The 20,619-nt window shown below is 44.4% G+C and carries 20 protein-coding genes and 1 pseudogene; 17 read left to right on the top strand and 4 right to left on the bottom strand.

Annotated features, from left to right (window positions below; genetic code table 11):
• The first annotated feature begins 1 nt into the window (after window position 1).
• Both VZF35_RS07145 and VZF35_RS07140 read left to right on the top strand, forming a co-directional pair.
• Window positions 2-775: an ABC transporter ATP-binding protein gene (locus VZF35_RS07145; protein ID WP_407314511.1), complete on the top strand. Its 774-nt coding sequence runs from the start codon at window positions 2-4 to the stop codon at window positions 773-775.
• A 2-nt stretch (window positions 776-777) separates the two neighbouring features.
• The gene (locus VZF35_RS07140; RefSeq protein WP_407312293.1) at window positions 778-2,643 is read left to right on the top strand and encodes a putative ABC transporter permease subunit; all 1,866 of its coding nucleotides are present in this window, start codon (window positions 778-780) and stop codon (window positions 2,641-2,643) included.
• Between the two features lie 169 nt (window positions 2,644-2,812).
• Here the strand turns inward: VZF35_RS07140 and VZF35_RS07135 are convergent, their stop codons facing one another.
• Window positions 2,813-3,535 (bottom strand): glycerophosphodiester phosphodiesterase, encoded by a 723-nt coding sequence (locus VZF35_RS07135; RefSeq protein ID WP_407312291.1) that lies wholly within the window; start codon window positions 3,533-3,535, stop codon window positions 2,813-2,815.
• Window positions 3,536-3,712: 177 nt separating this feature from the next.
• Between VZF35_RS07135 and VZF35_RS07130 the strand changes: the two genes are divergently transcribed.
• Complete coding sequence (locus VZF35_RS07130) at window positions 3,713-3,970, top strand: hypothetical protein (protein ID WP_407312289.1); 258 nt, start codon at window positions 3,713-3,715, stop codon at window positions 3,968-3,970.
• Between the two features lie 148 nt (window positions 3,971-4,118).
• On the top strand, window positions 4,119-4,481 hold the full coding sequence (locus VZF35_RS07125) for a hypothetical protein (protein WP_407312287.1): 363 nt from the start codon (window positions 4,119-4,121) through the stop codon (window positions 4,479-4,481).
• 198 nt (window positions 4,482-4,679) lie between these two features.
• Here VZF35_RS07125 and VZF35_RS07120 read toward each other — a convergent pair whose 3' ends face one another.
• Entirely contained in the window at window positions 4,680-5,060 is a 381-nt protein-coding gene (locus VZF35_RS07120; protein WP_407312285.1) for a VOC family protein, read from the bottom strand.
• Between the two features lie 280 nt (window positions 5,061-5,340).
• Here VZF35_RS07120 and VZF35_RS07115 point away from each other — a divergent pair.
• The 3 genes and pseudogenes from VZF35_RS07115 (at window position 5,341) to VZF35_RS07105 (ending at window position 7,509) form a co-directional block, all read left to right on the top strand.
• A pseudogene (locus tag VZF35_RS07115) lies at window positions 5,341-6,176 on the top strand (helix-turn-helix transcriptional regulator).
• A gap of 118 nt (window positions 6,177-6,294) precedes the next feature.
• Window positions 6,295-6,927: a type 1 glutamine amidotransferase family protein gene (locus VZF35_RS07110; protein ID WP_407312283.1), complete on the top strand. Its 633-nt coding sequence runs from the start codon at window positions 6,295-6,297 to the stop codon at window positions 6,925-6,927.
• Window positions 6,928-6,972: 45 nt separating this feature from the next.
• Complete coding sequence (locus VZF35_RS07105) at window positions 6,973-7,509, top strand: VOC family protein (RefSeq protein WP_407312281.1); 537 nt, start codon at window positions 6,973-6,975, stop codon at window positions 7,507-7,509.
• A gap of 750 nt (window positions 7,510-8,259) precedes the next feature.
• Here the strand turns inward: VZF35_RS07105 and VZF35_RS07100 are convergent.
• Complete coding sequence (locus VZF35_RS07100) at window positions 8,260-8,382, bottom strand: hypothetical protein (protein ID WP_407312279.1); 123 nt, start codon at window positions 8,380-8,382, stop codon at window positions 8,260-8,262.
• A 960-nt stretch (window positions 8,383-9,342) separates the two neighbouring features.
• Between VZF35_RS07100 and VZF35_RS07095 the strand changes: the two genes are divergently transcribed.
• The 4 genes from VZF35_RS07095 (at window position 9,343) to VZF35_RS07080 (ending at window position 13,181) form a co-directional block, all read left to right on the top strand.
• Window positions 9,343-9,477, top strand: a complete 135-nt coding sequence (locus VZF35_RS07095) for a hypothetical protein (protein WP_407312277.1) — start codon at window positions 9,343-9,345, stop codon at window positions 9,475-9,477.
• A gap of 344 nt (window positions 9,478-9,821) precedes the next feature.
• Complete coding sequence (locus tag VZF35_RS07090; RefSeq protein ID WP_407312275.1) at window positions 9,822-10,994, top strand: PLP-dependent aminotransferase family protein; 1,173 nt, start codon at window positions 9,822-9,824, stop codon at window positions 10,992-10,994.
• Window positions 10,995-11,080: 86 nt separating this feature from the next.
• Complete coding sequence (locus tag VZF35_RS07085; protein ID WP_407312273.1) at window positions 11,081-12,607, top strand: PLP-dependent aminotransferase family protein; 1,527 nt, start codon at window positions 11,081-11,083, stop codon at window positions 12,605-12,607.
• A gap of 223 nt (window positions 12,608-12,830) precedes the next feature.
• Window positions 12,831-13,181 (top strand): YczE/YyaS/YitT family protein, encoded by a 351-nt coding sequence (locus VZF35_RS07080; RefSeq protein WP_407312272.1) that lies wholly within the window; start codon window positions 12,831-12,833, stop codon window positions 13,179-13,181.
• A 71-nt stretch (window positions 13,182-13,252) separates the two neighbouring features.
• On the opposite strand, the gene VZF35_RS07075 is transcribed toward VZF35_RS07080, so the two are convergent.
• Window positions 13,253-14,152: a LysR family transcriptional regulator gene (locus VZF35_RS07075; RefSeq protein WP_407312270.1), complete on the bottom strand. Its 900-nt coding sequence runs from the start codon at window positions 14,150-14,152 to the stop codon at window positions 13,253-13,255.
• A gap of 446 nt (window positions 14,153-14,598) precedes the next feature.
• On the opposite strand from VZF35_RS07075, the gene VZF35_RS07070 reads away from it, so the two are divergent.
• The 6 genes from VZF35_RS07070 to grdC all read left to right on the top strand — a co-directional run bounded on the left by VZF35_RS07070 (window position 14,599) and on the right by grdC (window position 20,618).
• Window positions 14,599-15,783, top strand: a complete 1,185-nt coding sequence (locus VZF35_RS07070) for a glycine/sarcosine/betaine reductase component B subunit (protein ID WP_407312269.1) — start codon at window positions 14,599-14,601, stop codon at window positions 15,781-15,783.
• A gap of 117 nt (window positions 15,784-15,900) precedes the next feature.
• Window positions 15,901-17,211 carry a glycine/betaine/sarcosine/D-proline family reductase selenoprotein B gene (locus VZF35_RS07065; RefSeq protein WP_407312267.1) on the top strand — a complete coding sequence of 437 codons (1,311 nt, stop codon included), beginning with the start codon at window positions 15,901-15,903 and terminating at the stop codon, window positions 17,209-17,211.
• A 30-nt stretch (window positions 17,212-17,241) separates the two neighbouring features.
• Window positions 17,242-18,177 carry a thioredoxin-disulfide reductase gene (gene trxB / locus VZF35_RS07060; RefSeq protein WP_407312265.1) on the top strand — a complete coding sequence of 312 codons (936 nt, stop codon included), beginning with the start codon at window positions 17,242-17,244 and terminating at the stop codon, window positions 18,175-18,177.
• A gap of 26 nt (window positions 18,178-18,203) precedes the next feature.
• The gene (locus VZF35_RS07055; protein WP_407312263.1) at window positions 18,204-18,530 is read left to right on the top strand and encodes a thioredoxin family protein; all 327 of its coding nucleotides are present in this window, start codon (window positions 18,204-18,206) and stop codon (window positions 18,528-18,530) included.
• A complete protein-coding gene (gene grdA / locus VZF35_RS07050; RefSeq protein ID WP_407312261.1) occupies window positions 18,531-18,992 on the top strand; it encodes a glycine/sarcosine/betaine reductase complex selenoprotein A in 462 nt (153 codons plus the stop codon).
• A gap of 66 nt (window positions 18,993-19,058) precedes the next feature.
• Window positions 19,059-20,618, top strand: a complete 1,560-nt coding sequence (grdC, locus tag VZF35_RS07045) for a glycine/sarcosine/betaine reductase complex component C subunit beta (RefSeq protein ID WP_407312259.1) — start codon at window positions 19,059-19,061, stop codon at window positions 20,616-20,618.
• The last annotated feature ends 1 nt before the right edge of the window (window position 20,619 follow it).

Below are 20,619 nucleotides of genomic sequence, written 5' to 3'. Positions count from 1 at the left end.
CATAGGAGATGTTTTAATCAAGGCAAATCAATTGACCAAGCGTTACGGCTCTGAGCCGGTGGTCAAAGGCTTAAATCTGGAGGTTAGGGGCGGAGAAATATTCGGCTTCTTAGGCCCCAACGGTTCAGGGAAGACAACAACCATCAAAATGCTGACCGGATTGCTGGAGCCTTCGGCAGGAGAGGCCTTTATCTGCGGCTATGATATAGCCAAGCAGTCAACTCAGGCCAAGGCCCTCATGGCTTATGTTCCGGATCAGCCGAAGTTATACAGCAAGCTTTCAGCCCGGGAATTTTTAAAGCTGATCGCCGCGCTTTACCGCATTCCTCTGGAGTCTGTCAAACCGAGAATCGGACAGCTGCTGGAAATGTTCGGCCTGGAGGAACGGGCGGATGAATTGTTGGAGGGATATTCCCACGGAATGCGCCAGAAAGTTGTTCTGGCTTCAGCGCTTATTCATCAGCCGAGAGTTATTCTGCTGGACGAGCCCACGGTGGGGCTGGACCCGGCCAGCGCCCGCCTGCTCAAGGATATTCTGCAGGAGATGGCCCGGCAGGGAGCGGCAGTTTTTGTTTCCACGCACATTCTGGAGATTGCCGAAAGAATGTGCCATCGGGTCGCTATTTTAAAAAACGGCGACCTGATTGCTCAGGGCAGTCCGGAAGAACTGCGCCGGCAAGTGGGCCATGAGCAGGAGAGCCTGGAGGATATTTTCCTGGAGCTGACCGGCGGTCATGAGGAAGCGGAACTGATCAAAGGTCTGGAGGAGGGATAGGCATGAAAATCACGTTACCTCCGCCGCTGACCGAGCTGCCGCACCGTCAGTCTTTCACCCAGGATTTTGGCTTGCTGCTGAAAAACCAGCTGCGGGTTTTCTGGAATAATCTGCGCCACCGCCCGCCCAGGGCCATCATCGCGATGCTCATCTTTACCCTGGTGCTTCTCTCGATCCTTGTCTCCTTAGGCGCTTTGGCTTATGGGGCCTTAAAAGTCCTGTCGCCGCAAACCGCCCAGGGATTTCTTTCCTTGTTGTTTATGGGCGGTTTAATGGGCCAGATCTTTTTCGGGATCACGGCGGCTTTTGCCGCCCTGTATATGTCCGAGGATTTGGAGACCCTCTTCGTGGCGCCGGTTTCCCTGAAAGCCGTTTTTGCTGTTAAGTCTCTGAGCGTCATGGCGAGCAATTTATTGACCGTGTTTTTGTTGGCCTTTCTGCCGGGAATTTTTTACGGCCTGCTTTTTCAGGCCGCGGCCGCCTACTACCTCATGGTTTTGCTGGTGGGCATCGGACTGTGGGTTAGCGGTACGGCGATAGCGGAACTGCTTAATTTGGTGGTCATGCGGATTGTGCCGCCTCACCGCAGCAAAGAAGCGGTTGGTTTTATTGGGGCGCTGACCGGAATTCTCATCGCCGTAACCGCTCAAATTCCCAGGATGCTGGTGGGCAACGGCCAGAAGTTCAGCCTGGACAGCTGGCTCAGCGGCCATAATCAACTGATTCAAGTGATGAATTATTTTCCTTGGGGCTGGGGTTCGCTGGCGCTGGTCTCGGGGATTAGCGGGGATTTTCTGAGCGGCCTGGGCTGGAGTGTGCTTCTGCTGGCCTTGGGTGTTTTGCTTTTCAGCTTGGCCTTTGTGCTGGTGGAGCGCGGCTTCCGCAGAGGCTTTATTTCCCTGAGCCAGGGTGAAGGCGGAAGGCGCCGCAGACGGCGCCCTGCGGAAGCGGGCGCTAAGAAGAACCCACCGCTGAAAAGCCGGGTATTGGCGTTTAACCATGAAGTGAGCGCGGGAACCGCTTCCCCTTGGGCAGGGATGTGGGCGATTGCCAAAAAGGATTTGCTTTATTTGAAGCGCGATACCCGCGAATGGTTCGGTTATTTGGTGCCTTTAATCATCATGGGCGTTTTCATCCTTCAGCATTTGTTTGCCAACGACCGATCCTCACGCTCTTCCCTGATCACGGTGCTTATCATGTATACGGTGATGTTCAGCGGCAACCTGGCACTGCAATCCTTTGGCCGGGAAGGGGAGTCGGACTGGCTGCTCAACAGTGTGCCGCTGGCCGGCTGGCCGGTGGTCTGGGGCAAACTGACGGCGGCGGTGCTGCCTACTCTGGTGTTGATGGAAGCTTTGTTGGTCGGTACGGCGGTTTCCTTGGGCCTATCTCCGTCGCTGATTGGGGCGCTGGTTTTAGCGGCCGTGCTTTTGAGCATGGGTTCAAGCGCCATTGGGCTTTTTTACTCTATCAACAATAGCCGCTATAATCCGGATTCTCCCAAGCAGCGGATTTCTCCCGGCGCTTCTTTGCTGATGTATCTCATCAATTTTATTTTCATCTTAGTTCTGGGTCTGGGCCTGCTTTATCTCATGCCGCCGGGCGAGTTTGTGGCCACTCTGCGAGGGCTCCCGCCGGTTACCTATCAGGGTGGAATCGGGTCAGGTTTTCTTTATACCTTATATTTACTCAGCCGGCCCCTTTTCTGGGCTCCCGTAATACGCAGTCTGCTGGGAATTCTCATCACGGCCGGGGTGTGGTCCGCGATGTTCTTTGGCTTTATGGCCGCGACAGTGCGGCAGAGCCGGAAAGGCTTCCGGGTTCAGCTGGTCAGCCGGAGCGGAAGAAAGCTAGGCAAAATCCGTTAAAAGTAAAGTGACTGGAGCCGGGTTGCCGTCATACGATGACGCTGAAATAGCGTCTTTTCCTTTCTCTTAAAAGTATTTATGGCGGATATTTAAATTTATTAAAGAATACTTTCCGGGAGCGTTGGAGGGTGTGGGGAAATAGGTACTTTGTTCATTGGCTATGAGTTCTTTATATGGCGACATCGCTACTAAGAATATTAATACCATTCTGAAGAAAATATCTAGCTGTACAACGGTTAGTGATTCCGTAAACATTTGGGACAAGATGATTAACCTTAAGCAAAGGAAGCAATTGAGGCATTTCTATAAATGCTTGATAGGGCGCACAAGCCAAAGTAATATTGGCCTTTTTCATTCTTTCAATATTAAAATCGTCAGGTAAAAGAAGTTTTCCTAAAGGGATTAATGAATTTAGATGACGGAATATCTCCAATTGTTCAAAATCAAAGGAAATAACCGTTATATAATTTTCCATGCCACATCTATAGATTTCATAAAGGATGCGCTCAATGTCAGGAGGGGTAACTGTTTTCTTTAACTCAACATACATTTTCCCCTTATTTTTAATTGTTAGAAGTGCTTCACGAAGTGAAGGGATTTTCTCTCCACGATAGGTATTCGAGAATTTAGCTCCGGCGTCAAGTTGTTTTAGATCCCGGAACGTCAATGTCGTGACTGGCCCGAAGCCGTTAGTAGTTCGGTCTAGTGTTTCGTCATGAATTACCACAGGAACTTTATCAAAACTCATTTGAACGTCAAGCTCAATACCATCAGCGCCTAAACTCAAGGCTTTACGGAAAGCCACTAATGTGTTTTCTGGGAAAAGAAGTTGGTAACCACGATGAGCTATTATTTCGAAGCTTTTTTCACTTTTGCTAACAAATGATCTCATTTCGAATAGTCTCCTAAAGCACAGAATCAAAAGTTTTTGAATATGAAAATTTTACTTGTACATTATATGAAAATACTGTTCTGGAGGGCACAGCCCGGAATCAGGAATGACAAGCTGTGACCGTCCTAATAATTTGTGATATACTATGAAATGTTATAAAGCTTAATGGAGGTTAATATGAATCACGGACAGGAACAATTTCTGAGTTTTATTTTAGAAAGAGTTAAAGATGACAAGGTAGAGGAAGCAAAGGGATTACTTGTTGAAAACTTTAAGAAGCTTACGGAAGGCAATTTTACACAGGATGATATTTTGCAGTTTATTCCTAAAATGATGGCTTTGCTAAAGCCAGAAAAATTAGGGGAAGTACAAACAGTTGTAATGCAGTTTGCTGAAAACTTTAGTGATTTACTATCTAACAGCAAACTTGGATAATTCCTCAAAAGTCTGCCGGTTTATTTTTACCTTATTGACATAAGAGCCAAAAAGAGTAGCTTCAAATTAATATCCTCTAATTAAAATGGGGTGGCGCAAAACTACTTAAAAAAGTAATTTGCGCCACCCCCTGGTTTTTGAAAATCATTTGCCTGATCGGTGTTCGCCTTTTTCGGTCAGTGCCGCCAAAGCTGCGGCTGTCGTGCTGGCTAAGTGGACAGGCGGGGCTGTTGCCGTATCGGGCGAAACGGATTTAATGACCGATAGCAGTCCAAGTAACCCAACCACAAATTATATGACGGTAGACCCGAACCTCGGTATCTTAGATATCACCTTGGAAAACGCCAATATCAACACCAACAGTGCCTGTCCGTTCTCGATAGGGAACAACACGACGGTAAACTTGACTCTTAGTGGCACAAATACACTGAATGCCAGCTCTAGCGCTAAAGCGGGACTGGGTGTGCCGTCTGGCGCCACCATCGACATAACTGCTGCCAGCACAGCGTGATGAATCAGCGGATTTTATACTTTGATTAATATAAGGCGGGGACGGCTTAAAATTGTTCCTGCCTAAAGATAGAGGTAATTAATATTAAAACCCACAATGTATCGGGATATGAGAGAAAATAAACATTACCAAGGGGTTACATTTTTAAAGGATAATCCTTGCTTTACTATAGTAAAACACCTTCAAAGAAGTAACGAATTAGCTATTTATTTCTTCTACTGCAAAATAATTCCCTTCAACATCTGCAAAGTTAAAGGTTCGGCTGCTCATCTCCATAATTTCTCCAACCGTTACTCCTTTGGCTATAAGGTCGCTCCGCATGGTGTCTATGTCATAGCTGCCAAATAGAATAGATGGCGTTTCTAAAGAAATGCCCCCAGACATTTCTTCTACAATTGCGCGATTAAACAACACCAAGTGGCAATCTGAAGTTTCATTTGGCGCAAGCTCTATAGACAGCACCTGATTATTCATTTCTTGTTGCCCCACTTCTGTAAAGCCAATCTTTTCAGTCCAAAAATCGGCCACAGCCTGCGGGTCTTTTACATATACCATTACTTTTCCAAACTTGTTAATCATTTCTATGCCTCCTTCGTGATTTCATTATATGTAATAGCGGTTCTTTACACAACTGCTATGGTATATAGAGAATTTAATGGAAAAATTTTAGAGAAAAAAAGGAATCTACATTCAGATACTGATATTAATATTAGTTTATGAAGTTTTTTGGAAATTAAGCGAAAAATGAGCAAAAATCGAGGAAAAAAAGTGCAAATTTTGGCCCGTTTTTTTGGCCGTTTTCATAGACGACACGAGGTATTGGGTAGGATGGAATAAAGGTAGGAGAGGAGGATGTCCAATGGCAAAAAACGATAATATGCTGGCGATTCTATGGATGCTTAATTCTGGATCAAAAATAACTGCGAAGCAAATAGCGGAAAAATTAGAGATAACTATACGAACCGTTTATCGTTATATTGATTCGCTCTGCGCAAGCGGAGTACCGATTGTATCAGATACAGGACAGAATGGTGGATATAGTTTACTGAACAATTTTATGCATGCACCTTTGTTTTTCGATATTGAAGAACAAAAAGCGCTGCTTCATGCTGCCGTATTTGCCAACGAAGCGGGATACCCTTTCAGTGAGTCGTTAAACGATGCAACACAAAAATTAAAAATGTATTCAAACCGGGAACAGGAAAGTATCCTCAATCGCCACTTAGCCGGTTTCGAAGTGATAAACCGTGATATTGCCCCGTCTGTTAAGCTGACATTGGAAGAACTGGAGCTGGCTATAGCAAACGAATATTCTGTAGAAATTGAATACCGTACAAGCCGCGAAGAACAACCCCGGTCAAGAGTGATTGACCCTTATGGAATGCTCTATTGGAACAATAAATGGTATACGGTTGGATTTTGCCATCTTCGAAACGAAATTAGAAGCTTTCGGGCTGAACGGATTTTTCGGATACAGCGGACGCAAAATTTGTGCATTCATTGGTTTTTAGGTCATCACCTGAAAGAGCGTACGTCAAATCAAGCAGTTTTTTACTTGACGAAAGAGCACTTCAAGCATATGTACCTTATTTTCTTCTATCTTACGGAAAGGCTATTCAAGTGATTGAACCGCAGAGTTTAAAGAAAAAGCTTGTTTCTGTTGCATCGGAATTAATGGAATATTATCAATTATGATAGCTTCACTGACAGTAGTTGTCAGTGAAGCTGTTTTATTATGAAGATAAACATCGTTCTTTATCATGGATGGATGTTTGATTAGCGCTTGAAAAATTAAAAAATGGAGGACATGCGTATGAATAATAATACTGTATATCTTTATGTATTTGATACAATGGCTGATTGGGAAGTAGGTTATTTAACTGCTGAACTGAACTCCGGAAGATACTATAAGAAAGGCTTAACCCCATCAAAAATCGTTACGGTCGGAACTAAAAAGACTCCTGTTATTACAAAGGGGGGCCTAAAAATATTACCGGATATAGAACTTGATGATTGCAGCATCGAAAACGAAGATACCTTGATTTTACCTGGCGGAGATACATGGACAGAAACAGTTCATGAACCTATTTTGTCAAAGGCAGAGCAGTGTTTAAAGGAAGGTATTATTGTAGCTGAGATTTGTGGTTCTACAATAGGTCTTGCTCGGAAAGGACTGCTGGATTCGAGCTGGCATACGAGCAATGACTTGGAATATCTTGAAATAATCTGCCCAAACTATGCGGGAGAAAAGTACTATAAGCAGGAGTCTGCCGTAACTGACGGAAAACTGATAACTGCTTCCGGAATAGCTCCGTTGGAATTTTCCGTACATGTCTTGAAAGCTTTGGATGTGTTTTCTACAAAGACATTAGATACCTGGTACAATCTTTATAGAACTCATAAATCCGAATATTTTTATGAGTTGATGAATTCAATCCAATATTGAGGTTAAAAGTGTGGAGCTGTTATGGCTAATTAAGGAGGAATAAAAATGACTGATAATAAAAATATAGGAGTGTCAGGTAGATATACAAAGAATGGAACACCTGACGGTTTTACATCTATTACTCCATTTATAGTAATAAAGAATCCTTCTGAAGCAATAGAGTTCTATAAAACTGTTTTCAATGCAAGGATTAAGGATATTACTGAATTTCCTGATGGGAATGGCAATAAAATAGTTGTTCATGCGGAATTGGATTTTGGGAATGGCTTTTTACAGTTGGGAGCAGCGAATCCGGCATATAAATTGGTCTTACCGCCGGATGAGGATAATGCATGCTATTCTATAGCAATTTACGTTGCTGATGTTGATCAGGTATTTGAAAATGCAGTGGCAAGAGGAGCAAAGGTCAGGGAGCCGATTGCCAATTTTGTTTCAGGTGACCGATTCGGAAGCATGTTAGATCCTTTTGGCGTAAGGTGGACCATTATGACCAGAATTGAGGACTTATCGGAAGAAGAGAGCGTTCGTAGAGTAAGAGAATGGGCGGATAGCTTTAAAAGAATAGAAAAACAAAAAGAATAGGTTTGATTGAAAGGAGCAGAAATTGTGAGTGGATTTAAAATGGAGCATAAGAACCCCAAAGGGTTATTATGGCTGTCACACCATTTCATCTGACTCAAAAAGAAATTGCATTATTTGTTTTTTGCAGGTGTTGCAGGTGCTGTTGCAGCATTCTCCTTTGCGCTTACCCATTTTTGACCTAACCATTAGAGTTAATTTCTCCATTATAAGGTTTAACGCATTGTTCATATAAAGTTCATAGAATGGTAACAAATATAGTTTATGATGAGACTATAGACAATACATAAGAGGTATGCATTGAACAATTTATCAAAAAAGGATGTAGCTTATACATGAAATTAATTATTCTTCTACTGCTGATTGGTATTGTACCCTTCTTGTCGAGAGCGCTGCTTTACAGCGAATAAGTCCATCTTAACAATAGACAGTTATCCGCTAAGCAGTTAACATATAAAGTCTTTTTTGTTCATCCTCCTATACTACCCTCCTAGTGAGGGATTTTCTTTTTGCAAAGAGGGAACCAGCGAATGTCTATGTGTATGGAAAATGCAGAAGAGGGCGTAACGGAGCTTTATCGTTACGTCCTTCAAGGATTTCCGCCTGAATTCATTTAGAAGAAGAGACGATTGGCGAATCCTATGATTAGCTGAATTGACATTTACAACTGGATGAATCACGGGGACAGTCCGTGGAGTGTAATAATCCCGCACGCAATATTGAGGGGGGCAAATTAGTTGAACAATATTCTCTTTAGAAAATAACGCCTAAAGCGATAAGAATCAAAATAGCAATAGCGATAATCCCTACGCCTACGCCGACACCTGTGCCGCCGCCGCATACTCCGCCCATACCACTATAACCCATTCCGTACATTTGATTTCCTTCCTTTCGAATTTAAAATACGATTCCCAGTGCGATAAGCAATAGAATAATTACGACAACAATTGCGATTCCTTCAAATCTTTCGCCACGACGAAAATCTCCATCAACACCACCGAATGCCATTTGCAGTTCCTCCTTTGCTAAGAGATAATACATAATATGTTAAATGTTGGCAAAATGGTACAGCCTTTAATAAACCAATTGAATCTTAATTTAATAAAGCTCTAGTTTTTATCCCATCTCAAATTAGGCTTCAACTGAATACATGTAAGTGGATGCTTGTGGAAGGTCTAACTCATTTGGCCCTCGCGGGAACGGTGGGAGGGCTTACATTAAGATATCATGATCGCGGCAGCATAATAATTCAAAATCTCGGGTAAAATGGTCTTGTCAAAAACAACCGTCCTACTTGGCTCCCATCAATAACGGTGGGGCCCTTTTTAATGGTATAATAATCCAGAACCTTGGGTAAAATAGATTCTACACACTATTCTCCCCTACAAAGCTCCCGTCAATGGCGATGGGAGTTCTTCTTTTGCATATAGTTTCCTTAACCCTGCATAATGAGCCCAATTTCAGGCAAACTAACAGAGAACACCATTCCTTTTCATTACATATCGCTCTCGTCAGAAATGGCGGGGCCTATTTATTTCCCTATAAACGGTATAACACCTAGATTCTTGGGTAAAATGATCTAGTAATCCCTGTTTTTTCTGTTCTCCTCTATTTACCTTCATCTGTTGGATGGGGGTTCTTTTAATGTTATCAGCCGAAATTTAAAACCCTTTTCATGGATAATAAATTATCCATGTGGAAAGAATTAGATTTGCACTTTCCTTATCCTCTTAACTCCCTCATCATTGCGATGGGGGATTTTTTAATATATCAGAAAGTATAAGTTTTGGGTACCTAAGGGTACCCCTTTACTTGGGAACTTGGTATTCTGAGTTTATGGAAACAAATGTTTTAAAGCAGATATTTTTCGATACGCGTGGACATTGGGATGCTTTCGTCCAGAAATACGATAAACGAGTCAGGTCTATCGTGGTTAAAGAAGTTGAGAAATTTCGTAAGCTGACCTGTTAATGGTAAAAAAACTTAGAGTCTATTATGATCCCCAGACTGGCAAAACGATTTTACTACGAAGTTAAAGAAAAATAACTATACCATACATTCCCAGGCTCTTCCGGCCTGGGATTCTGTTTTGTCATCAGTTGATGTAAGATGGGGAGTTGAGTAAATCCAAAACCGGATGCAGAAATTTAAAGAGCAACAAACTGAACGGGCAATGCGGGAAAAGCGCTCATTTGACTTGAGGTATTCATATCACATAATTGGATGGCTAAAATAATCATCCAATTGGATGTTGCCTGTTATAGAATAAATCCATATAATAAGCCCAAAACTATAATATTCAGGAGGAGTTAATCATGAACTATGCTTTTGCCGAAAGAGTCAATCATATGGAAAGTTCGGCCATTCGGGAAATACTCAAAGTCGCCGAGAGCCCGGACGTAATCTCATTAGCCGGCGGCCTGCCTGCGCCGGAATTATTTCCAATTCAGGAAATACAGGAAGCCTATAACCACGTATTAGGAGCAAATGACCCTTCCGTACTCCAGTACAGCACCACAGAAGGCTATCTTCCATTAAGGGAAGATATCGCTGAAAAAATGAAGGAAAAGGGCATGCATGTCAGCCCGGATAACATTTTATTAACCAATGGATCTCAACAAGGGTTGGATCTAATCGCGAAATTATTTATTAACCCGGGTGATCTTATTGCCGTCGAAGATCCAACCTATCTTGGAGCTATTCAAACGTTCTACAGTTACCAGGCCAATTTTTTGACAGTCCCCACCGATAAAGAAGGAATAAATGTCGATGCCCTCGAAACAGCAATTAAACTCCAACAGCCCAAACTCATTTATTTGACACCGACCTATAAAAACCCCACGGGAGTCACCCTTAGTTTAGAAAGGCGTCAGCATCTAGCAAAAATACTTGCCAAGTACAATATTCCGTTGATTGAAGATGACCCTTACGGGGAACTCCGCTACAGCGGACCGGTAATCCAACCCGTAAAATCTTTTGACACTGCTGAAAGGATTATCTATTTAGGAACATTTTCCAAAACGATTGCCCCAGGGTTACGACTTGGCTGGGTTGTCGCCTCCAAGGAAATAATCGCCAAATTGGTTTTAGCCAAACAGGGAACCGACCTCCATACGGGTACACTTCTCCAACGAACGACCCACTACTACCTAAACAATTCCCAAATCGAGAAGCATATTGAGACGATTCGTCAGGAATACGGCCACCGGCGGGATATTATGCTTAAAGAGCTGAAAGCAAACTTTTCCGGCGAGGTCAGTTGGACCGAACCATCCGGTGGTATGTTTTTATGGGTGAGTCTACCGGAACACTTCAATACTGTAAGTCTGTTGCCCAAAGCTGTTGAAGCTAAGGTAGCCTATGTTCCAGGTGCCCCGTTTTACGCCAAAGGGGGAGGATTAAATACCTTAAGGTTAAACTTTTCGAACTCTTCCCCATTGCAAATTCAAGAAGGGATTAAACGCCTGGCCCAATTGTTTAACAAATAGATGAATAGGAGGGCAGGCAGTCTCAGTACTAAAAAGGGGAATTATTGGATTAGCTCTTCAAAATTGATTAAGGAAGGAGAAAGGCATTGCGTATTATTCTTGATCGTGAAAGCAAGATTTCTCTTTATCTGCAAATCCGAAACCAAATCCGCCGCTTAATCCAAACCCATACTTTTCCCCCAGGATATTGCCTGCCCCCGGAAAGAAAACTGGCAACGACTCTGGGAGTGAATCGTAGCACGGTCGTCAATGCCTATCGAGAACTGGAAGCAGACGGTCTGATTGAGTCCCATGTTGGCAAAGGAACCATTGTTAAGCCCATGGCCATCTTAGAAAACGTAAAAGAACCGGATATCCCGGTTCAGCCCCTGATCTGGAAAGACTTCTACAACAGGCAATCCGAAAAAATGTATAACCCCGCGCTGAGCAATATTTTGGATCACCTGGCCCAGGATGATCTCATTTCATTTGCGGCAGGTGCACCAGCTCTCGAAACTTACCCTTTGGAGAAATTTGCACAAATAAACTCAAATCTCATCATGAAGAGTCAAGGATATCCTTTTGAATACAGTTCAACGTTGGGCCTTTATTCACTCCGGGAATATCTTGCCGAATTTATGGCTGCACGAGGGATCGAAACCCAGCCGGAAAATATTATAATCATTTCCGGTTCTCAGCAAGGCCTCGATTTGCTTGCTAAAATCTTTCTCGAACCCGGTGATGCCGTCGTAGTGGAAGAACCGACTTACCTCGGGGCTATCGGCGTGTTTAATGCAGCCGGTGCTCACATCCTTACCGTACCAGTCGATGAAAATGGATTATGTACAGATATACTTGAGCAGATCCTGGCCCGGCACCGCCCTAAGTTTATCTATTCCCAGTCAACATTTCAAAACCCTACCGGAGTGACAATGGCTTCGGACAGGCGCATGAAATTGTTGCAACTCGCGTACCGCTATCATGTCCCGATTGTCGAAGACGATGCTTACGGGGAACTCTATTACGATACCCCTCGGGTTCAATCCCTCAAAGCAATGGATGACTATAACCACGTGATCTATTTAAGCACCTTCTCTAAAATCCTTTTCCCGGGTCTACGCCTTGGATGGATTGTCGCACCTTCATCTGTGATTGACATGTTCGAGCTGGCTAAACAACATGCCGACCTCCACTCTGGAACCACTGTGCAGTGGCTGATAACGGAATTCTGCCGTCAGAGTTTACTCGAGGAACATTTACATAATGTAAGAGATAAATATACCTCGAAAAGAAATGTTATGCTAAGAGCTTTAGAAAAATATAGCCCGCCGGGGCTTTCCTGGAATGTGCCGAAGGGTGGTTTTTACCTATGGTGCCAATTGCCCTTAGGGATTAATGCCACTACCCTGCTGAGCAAGGCATCAGAAAAAAAAGTTGCCTTCTTACCGGGTGACGCGTTTTACGTTAGTACCGGAGGCCAGGATAAAATCCGCCTTTGTTATTCCCGCTGTCCTCAGGAAACAATAGAAGAAGGTATCCTAAGGATTTGCGAAGCTCTTACAGAAATTAGTCAAGCTCAATCTTCAACCCAAAATTCATATAACCCTAAAAATAGAATCAACCCTTTTATATAAGGATTTTCCGATCAAAACCAAGGATAGTAATCACCACAAGAAAACCAACCTAAGTGCTTGCCATTGAAAACGGTATATCTATGGGGTTTTACGGCCTATTATCGAAGCAATCGTATTTCTGATGTAATATTTGTTAATTAAAGAGATGTTTCAAACCTAACAATCAGTCAAAGAGCGGGGATATAGTAGTTATAGAATTTGTAGAAGGTAATGGTGGTAAGTATTGAAACAAATGATGCAAAAGGTTATAAGACTCTTCATAGGTCTTTTTCTGTATGCTATGGGAATAGTTTTGACGATTAATGCAAACTTGGGTCTTGCGCCGTGGGACGTTTTTCATCAGGGAATGACGCACCTTATTAGTATTACTATGGGTCAGGCAAGTATAGCTGTAGGAATAATTCTCGTATTATTAAACGCGGTACTTGGAGAGAGATTAGGGTGGGGAACCTTATTTAACATGTTGTTTATTGGTTTATTTATGGATCTGATAATGCTTAATCACTTGATTCCGATTATAAACAAAACCGTGCGAAAAAACTTTAATCGCACGGTTCTTTGTTTCCGCTATTAGTTTAGACATGGATTCAATTCATAAAATGATGGATGTTATCGTCAGTTGTGTAAGGCACTAAACCATAACAGCTATTTTGTAAATATATCGTAGCTGAATTTTAATAAATGGGATGTTATGGTATCAACAGCTAAAAAATTGAAATCCTTATGCCTCGTTAATATTCCGACAGTTCTAACTGGGCTGGAGGATAAAGTAACATAATGAGGATGACTGGGTTTCGGATAGTTGACACAGGTTTTGGGGACCAAGGCAACACCACAGCCGCTTTCGACTAGAGATTTAATTGATTCTGTCCGTTCCACTTCCATTATGATATTGGGCTTGTATCCGGCTTTAAAGAAACTGTTTAAAATAATTTCGCGCAATTGAAACCCTTTTTCATAAATAATAAACGGCTCATCTTTAAAATCTACAAAATCACAGCAGCGGTTCGGCAAGGACATCAAGCGGTGTTGTTCCGGCACAATTAGGACTAACTCCTCTTCATATAATATGGTCGACGACAGAGAAGGATCTTTAGAAGGCAAGGTAGTTATTCCGAGATCGATTTCATAGTTTTTCAAGGATACTTCTATTTTGGCAGAGCCTTCTTCCTTAATGGACCATTGGATTCCTCGGAGCTTCCCGGAAAACTCGGCGACAAATAGAGGCAGCCAGGACAAGGCAATTGTAGGCAATACTCCGATGTTAATTTTGTATTTGAGTCCTTCGCTTATGCTTTGGAGGCTAATGATGGTGTCGTTTAAATACTTAATAATATGTTCACAGCGATCTCTCAGAAAAATTCCTTCATCAGTCAGATGAATTCGTTTCCCTTTTCTTTCGAAGAATTGGCACTCTAATTCTTGTTCCAGCTTACTGATCTGTTCACTGAGCGTAGATTGGCTGACATAAAGGTTGTTTGCAGCCTGGGTAAATTTCAGACATCTTGCTACTTCCAAGAAATATTCGATCTGTCGCAGTTCCATTTTTTCCCCCCTCCTTAAGAGGCTGACCTATCGGCAGTAACGATTTAGTCAATGGGATCTAAAGATTGTACTTAATTTAACATTCCCCATATAATTAAGGGCATAAAGTACTTTGATATTAAGTATTAAAGTACTTTATGCCCTTATTATACTATAGCGAAATGATTATTGTATATAACTTTAATCTAATCATAAAAATTCCCGATTAAAACAAAACATCTTTAAAGGGGTTGTATTAATTATGCCATTTTTTAAATAAAAATGGGAGATTAATTAAGATATTTTATCTTGTTACTTTGCAAGGAAACTCTGTTTTTAAGAAAGGGGGAGAAATTTCTAAATTTATCCGGTAAAGAGATTAAGAATTCAATTTACGAACGCTTATTTAGTGATATGAAAAGCTAAGATGAAAAAATGATTCCCGGCTTGAGAGGGTGATAGTGTTAATGAGTTTGACGCTGCGTTATTTCAAAGTAAAGAAAGTTCAATTTGGTGAAACCACCTCGCTCTTGGATGGAACCCTCACCATTAACAAGTATGAATTGCAGCAGGTAATACTTGAAGATCCGGTTATTGCTGACATCGATATTGAAATCGTCCAGCCTGGCGAATCGGCTCGCATTATCCATGTCATGGATGCGGTTGAACCTCGTATCAAAGTCGGGGGAGCCGGAGGGGTATACCCGGGGATGACCGGCCCAATCAATTGTGTCGGCGAAGGGGTTACAAACGTTCTTCAAGGAGCGGCCGTAATTCAAACCGGACAGCGGCAAGGTGTTCAAGAGGGGATTATTGATATGACTGGGTCCGGAGCCGGTCTGTCTGTATTTTCTCAGCTGTGCAATATTGTGTTGATTCCCAAGCTAATCGAGAATGTCGGCGGGGTAGAGTTTGATCAAAGCATGCGCATAGCAGGGTTTAAGGCTGCCGAATACCTGGCGAAAGTAACGCTGGATACCCCAGCGGACTCTGAGGAGTTATTTGATCTCACCGCCACAGGTGTTCAGGATAGTGAACAGCTGCCGCGGATCGCCTATGTCTATCATCTGCAGTCCCAGGGATTGCTGCGCAATACGTTTATATATGGTCAGGAAGCGCTGCATATTTTGCCGACGCTAATCAATCCGACAGAAATTTTTGACGGCGCAGTCGTCAGCAGCAACTATATAATTGCCTGCCAGAAGAATCCTACCTACTTTCACGTCAATAATCCGGTAGTACTGGATTTAGCCCGCAGACACGGCAAAGATCTAATTTTTGCCGGAGTTATCTTAGCAAATGAACATAGCACCCTGGCGGATAAATCGCGTTCTGCAAGTTATGCCGCTAAGTTAGCAAAATTCATCTCCGCCGCTGGAGTGATCATAACGCAGGAAGGCGGCGGGCATGCGGATACGGACCTGATGATGGTTTGTAAAGAGTGTGAAACCAGCGGAATAAAATCCGTAATTATTGCCAATGAGGTGGCCGGCCCGGAGGGAGAACTTCCATCTTTGGTGGATACCGTTCCTGAGGCTGTGGCTATTGTCTCAACCGGCAACAATGATGAGCTGGTCACGCTTGATTCCGTGGAGCGGGTTGTCGGGGAAGCACGATTTTTGGCCGAACCGAATCTGCCAATGAGGCCTTAAAAACCTCGCTGGGAATCATTTATTGTGCTACCAATCAGTTGGGCATGTCGATGCTGACGGCTCAGCAATTCTAATCAAAAAAGTTCAGTAATTCTAGATGTCAAGGGGAGGAAAGCAATGAGTACTGCAAAATATCGGGTTGTACATTATTTGAACCAATTTTTTGGGCAGATAGGCGGCGAAGAGAAAGCGGATATAGGTCCCTGCGTCCGGGATGGGGCAGTGGGACCGGGTGTCTTATTGCAAAGGTTATTAGGGGATGAGGCGACTGTTGTGGGCACAGTGATTTGCGGAGACAACTATATCGCTGAGCATCAGGATTCAGCGGTTGCCGAAGTAATTCACTTGATGGAAGAATTTCATCCCGACCTGGTTATTGCGGGTCCCGGATTTAACGCCGGGCGCTATGGGCCTGCCTGTGGTGCAGTCTGCAAGGCGGTTCAGGAGAAGCTGGGGATACCTGCTGTGACCGGAATGTATCCTGAGAACCCTGGAGTTGAACTTTACGGACAAGCCATTTACTGCATTGCCACGGGTTCTTCCGCCGCCGGTATGGGCAAGGCAATGCCGGCCATGGTCAAGCTGGCCTTTAAGCTTTTGGCAGGAGAGACCATCGGGAGTCCAAGCGAGGAGGGGTATATTGCCCGCGGTTATAAACGCAACACCTTCGCCAAGGATAATGGAGCAAGACGGGCCGTGGACATGCTGCTTAAGCGTTTAAAGGAACAGCCCTATTTTACAGAGCTGCCCCTGCCGAAATTTGAAAATGTTGCTCCGGCGTCAGCGGTTGCTAATTTAGCAGAAACAACGATTGCCCTCGTTACCGAAGGGGGAATCGTTCCCAAAGGGAATCCCGACCGCCTGGAATCCGCCAGGGCTTCTAAATTTCTGCGTTATAGCATCGAAGGAGTCAAGGCTTTGTCAGGTGAGGATAGCCAAAGTGTGCATGGAGGATATGATAATACCTTTGCTAATCAGGACCCGAATCGAGTTCTGCCTTTGGATGTCCTGCGTGAGCTGTCCGCTGAAGGTAAGATCAGCGGCATATATCCCTATTACTTCACAACGACCGGCAATGGGACAAGTCTGGAAAATGCCAAAAAATTCGGCGCGGCAATGGCGCAGGAATTAATAGAGGCAGGAGTGGGAGCGGTCCTTTTAACCTCAACCTGAGGGACAGGTACTCGTTGCGGCGCAACGATTGTCAAAGAATTTGACCGGGTTGGAATTCCGGTCGTCCAATTGTGTACGATTGTGCCTATCGCTCAGGCCGTGGGGGCAAACCGCATTGTTCCCTCAGTTGCTATCCCCCATCCGCTGGGCAACCCGGAACTGCAGCCCAGCCTGGAAAAGGCCTTACGGCGCAAATTAGTTGAAAAAGCCCTTGCAGCTTTAACGACTAAGATAGATACCCAGACGATATTTTAGCCGGCAGTATTAGAAAAGGTGGGATTTTTAGTGGAACAATGCGATTTGGTTATCATCGGAGGAGGACCTGCGGGGCTTAGTGCGGCGCTCTATGCCGGACGTTCCCGGCTAAAAACCATACTCATTGAAAAAGGAAAGACCGGAGGTCAGGCAGCCACAACCGAAGATATCCTGAATTACCCCGGCTTTCCGGAAGGAATTACCGGTCCGGAACTTATGGAGAGGATGACAGCCCAGGCCCTTAAGTTTGGAGTTGAAATTATCCGTGACGAGGCCGTTAAGGTCGAGGCTGAAGGAAATGTGCGGCGGGTATACGGCAAAAGACAGTCTTATGAAGCGAAAGCAATCATCCTGGCGATGGGTGCGGCTCCTAAAACTCTAGGGGTTCCCGGTGAAGGCAGGCTCAGAGGCAAAGGGGTATCTTACTGCGCGACCTGTGATGGAGATATGTTCACCGAGTTGGATATTATCGTGGTCGGCAACGGGGATGCCGCTTTGGAAGAAGCGGTTTACCTTACCAAATTTGCCGATCGGGTGAGCATTATTGTCAGGCGTGACGAACCCGATCTCCGTGCCAGCAAGAGTATTCAGGAAGAAGCTTTTAATAATCCCAGAATTAATATTATCTGGAGCTCTGTCGTCGCTGAGATCCTTGGTGAGGAACTTGTGGAAGCGGTTCGCCTGCGCAATGTCCATACCAATGAACTCACGGAAATGGAGACCAATGGAGTTTTCATCTATGTAGGAACTCTTCCCAAGACGGAATTTGTAAAAGACATGCTGCAGACAGATGATCAGGGCTATATTCTGGCCAATGAAAAAATGGAAACGTCAATACCGGGAGTTTTTACGGCGGGGGATATTCGCTATACCAATCTGCGCCAAGTTATTACCGCTGCCGGAGATGGTGCAATCGCGGCCACTATGGCAGAAAAATATATGGAAGAACTAAAAAAACGCGGTTAGAAAAATTTTGGAAAGGGGGAAAACAAATGCTTAATGTTGACAAGGAAAACTTTGAAGCAGAGGTACTGCTTGCAGAACAGCCGGTTCTTGTTGATTTCTGGGGGCCAAAATGCGAAAAATGTTTGGCCATGATGCCCGATGTTGAAGTATTATCCCAGGAATATGGTGGCAAAGTTAAGTTCTGCAAAATGGATGCCAGTAAAAACCGGCGTCTGGCAATTTCTCAGAAGGTCTTAGGCCTGCCGTCCATTGTTCTTTACCGCAAGGGGGAACGCATCCTTCATTTGGTTGAAGATATGAGTGTGGAGAGTGTCAGAAAAGCATTAGAGGAATTCACAAAGGGGGTAATTTAATTGATTAAGGGCAAGAAGGTTATTGTTCTGGGAGATCGTGATGGTATCCCAGGTCCCTCCATCGAAGAATGTGTCAAATCCGTAGGCGGAGAAGTTATTTTCTCAGCAACAGCCTGCTTCGTCTGAACTGCAGCCGGAGCTATGGACCTGGAAAATCAGGCGAGGGTAAAATCGCTGGCCGAACAATACGGAGCGGATGATATTGTGGTCATCCTCGGCGGTGCTGAAGCAGAAGCTTCAGGACTTACAGCCGAAACCGTAATCGCCGGTGACCCGACCTTTGCAGGTCCATTAGCAGGAGTCCAGTTAGGACTTCATGTCTATCACGTCATGGAAGAAGAGATTAAGAACGAAATCGATCCGGCCGTTTATGAGGAACATGTCGGGATGATGGAAATGGTTTTGGATGTGGATGATGTGAAAAAGGAAATGAAAACGATTCGCGGGCAGTTTGGGGTTTAGGCTCTCGCCTAAACCCATGACCCAACCTAGTTATGGCTGACATTTCTGGAGTCTTGGAGGTGTATTATGTCTTATCCTGTGATCTCGAAAATAAGCTATTTTCTGGCTCATGCCCCGCAGCTGCTTATGGAATGCGGTTCGACGCAAATGCTGGAAAAGGTCAAGAATCCGGGAGGCAATTATCTAACGAACCTAACTAAGAGTCTGCGCACTTATGAACAGGTTGTGAGCTATGCCCCCAATCAAGTTTTCATTGGAAATCTGAACCCTGAGGATTTAAAGTCTATCCCTAAACCTTGGTATGAAAATTTACTGCAACCGAAGCGCTTTGGCGAATTTGGAGAAATCATGCCGGAACAGGAGTTCTTTGGCCTGATGAAATTAGTGGATACCTTTGACTTGGTTTTTTTAGCCGAAGACTTTACAGCTGAGCTGAAAAAGGATCTCGTCAAGCATCCGCTCTTAACGGACAAGGAAATCGAGGGTTTAGGGCAAGGCATCCCCCTGAGCCGGATCGAGGAAATGCTTGAACAGCAGACGGCAGTTCCCCTTGAATGGAAAGGCCGAACCGTCGGCTGCGTCAAACAGGCCCACGATTGGGACCCCAACTTATCCGCGCATGTCATGGCAGAAAATCTCGCAAGTAAAGCGTCCGGTGTCATGGCGGCTAAACATTTGCTTCAGGAAAGCCAAAAAGCCGAAGAGGTGGAATACATTATTGAATGTTCGGAAGAGGCTTCCGGCGATATGAACCAACGCGGGGGAGGAAATTTTGCCAAGGCAATCGGGGAACTATGCGGCTGTACTTCAGCCACAGGCTCAGATATCCGCGGGTTTTGCGCAGCACCCAACCATGCCGTTATTCAAGCGGCTGCCCTTGTTAAAGCCGGTGTCTATAAATGTGTTATGGTCGTGGCCGGGGGAAGCGTAGCCAAACTCGGCATGAATGGACGCGACCATGTTAATAAAAATGTTCCGATTTTAGAAGATGTCATTGGAGGATTTGCGGTTTTAATTCAGCCTAATGACGGGATAAATCCGATCATTCGCACTGATTTGATAGGGCGTCATAGAATCAGGTCTGGCGCTTCACCCCAGGCTGTCATGCAGGCCATTGTCGCCGATCCCTTGGAGAGCAATAACTTAAGTTTACAGAGTATTGACAAGTATGCGGCGGAAATGCAGAATCCCGAGATTACCGAACCGGCCGGGGCGGGAGATGTTCCCAAAGCAAATTACCGTATGATTGCTGCTTTGGCTGTCTTGAAAGGAGAAATTGAGCGAGGGGCAATTCAGCAGTTTGTTGATGAACACGGGATTCAGGGGTTTGCGCCGACTCAAGGGCATATTCCTTCCGGGGTGCCCTATCTGGGTCATGCCAGGAAAGCGCTTCTTGAGGGCAGGATCGAGAAAGCCATGATCATCGGCAAGGGAAGTCTGTTTTTGGGCCGCTTAACCAATCTCTTTGACGGAGTATCCTTTGTCCTGCAGCGCAATGACGGAGCAGCGGAAGATTCAGAATTGCGGCCGGCAAATTCCAAGGCAGAATTAAAGCTCCTTGTGGCTCAGGCTTTGCGTAAAGCTGTCGAATTTTTAAATGAAGCGGATAAGTCGGGAGGGGAATAAG

Source organism: Desulfosporosinus paludis (assembly GCF_045689965.1).
Taxonomy (GTDB): Bacteria; Bacillota; Desulfitobacteriia; order Desulfitobacteriales; family Desulfitobacteriaceae; genus Desulfosporosinus; species Desulfosporosinus paludis.
This window is presented reverse-complemented; position numbering and strand designations above follow the sequence as displayed.

Bases quoted from the DNA above. Each gene is read 5' to 3' on its own strand.
- VZF35_RS07140 (WP_407312293.1), top strand. From the start codon at position 778: ATGAAAATCACGTTACCTCCGCCGCTGACCGAGCTGCCGCACCGTCAG.
- VZF35_RS07135 (WP_407312291.1), bottom strand. From the start codon at position 3,535: ATGAGATCATTTGTTAGCAAAAGTGAAAAAAGCTTCGAAATAATAGCT.
- VZF35_RS07130 (WP_407312289.1), top strand. From the start codon at position 3,713: ATGAATCACGGACAGGAACAATTTCTGAGTTTTATTTTAGAAAGAGTT.
- VZF35_RS07120 (WP_407312285.1), bottom strand. From the start codon at position 5,060: ATGATTAACAAGTTTGGAAAAGTAATGGTATATGTAAAAGACCCGCAG.
- VZF35_RS07110 (WP_407312283.1), top strand. From the start codon at position 6,295: ATGAATAATAATACTGTATATCTTTATGTATTTGATACAATGGCTGAT.
- VZF35_RS07105 (WP_407312281.1), top strand. From the start codon at position 6,973: ATGACTGATAATAAAAATATAGGAGTGTCAGGTAGATATACAAAGAAT.
- VZF35_RS07100 (WP_407312279.1), bottom strand. From the start codon at position 8,382: ATGTACGGAATGGGTTATAGTGGTATGGGCGGAGTATGCGGCGGCGGC.
- VZF35_RS07095 (WP_407312277.1), top strand. From the start codon at position 9,343: ATGGAAACAAATGTTTTAAAGCAGATATTTTTCGATACGCGTGGACAT.
- VZF35_RS07090 (WP_407312275.1), top strand. From the start codon at position 9,822: ATGAACTATGCTTTTGCCGAAAGAGTCAATCATATGGAAAGTTCGGCC.
- VZF35_RS07075 (WP_407312270.1), bottom strand. From the start codon at position 14,152: ATGGAACTGCGACAGATCGAATATTTCTTGGAAGTAGCAAGATGTCTG.
- VZF35_RS07070 (WP_407312269.1), top strand. From the start codon at position 14,599: ATGAGTTTGACGCTGCGTTATTTCAAAGTAAAGAAAGTTCAATTTGGT.
- VZF35_RS07055 (WP_407312263.1), top strand. From the start codon at position 18,204: ATGCTTAATGTTGACAAGGAAAACTTTGAAGCAGAGGTACTGCTTGCA.
- grdC (WP_407312259.1), top strand. From the start codon at position 19,059: ATGTCTTATCCTGTGATCTCGAAAATAAGCTATTTTCTGGCTCATGCC.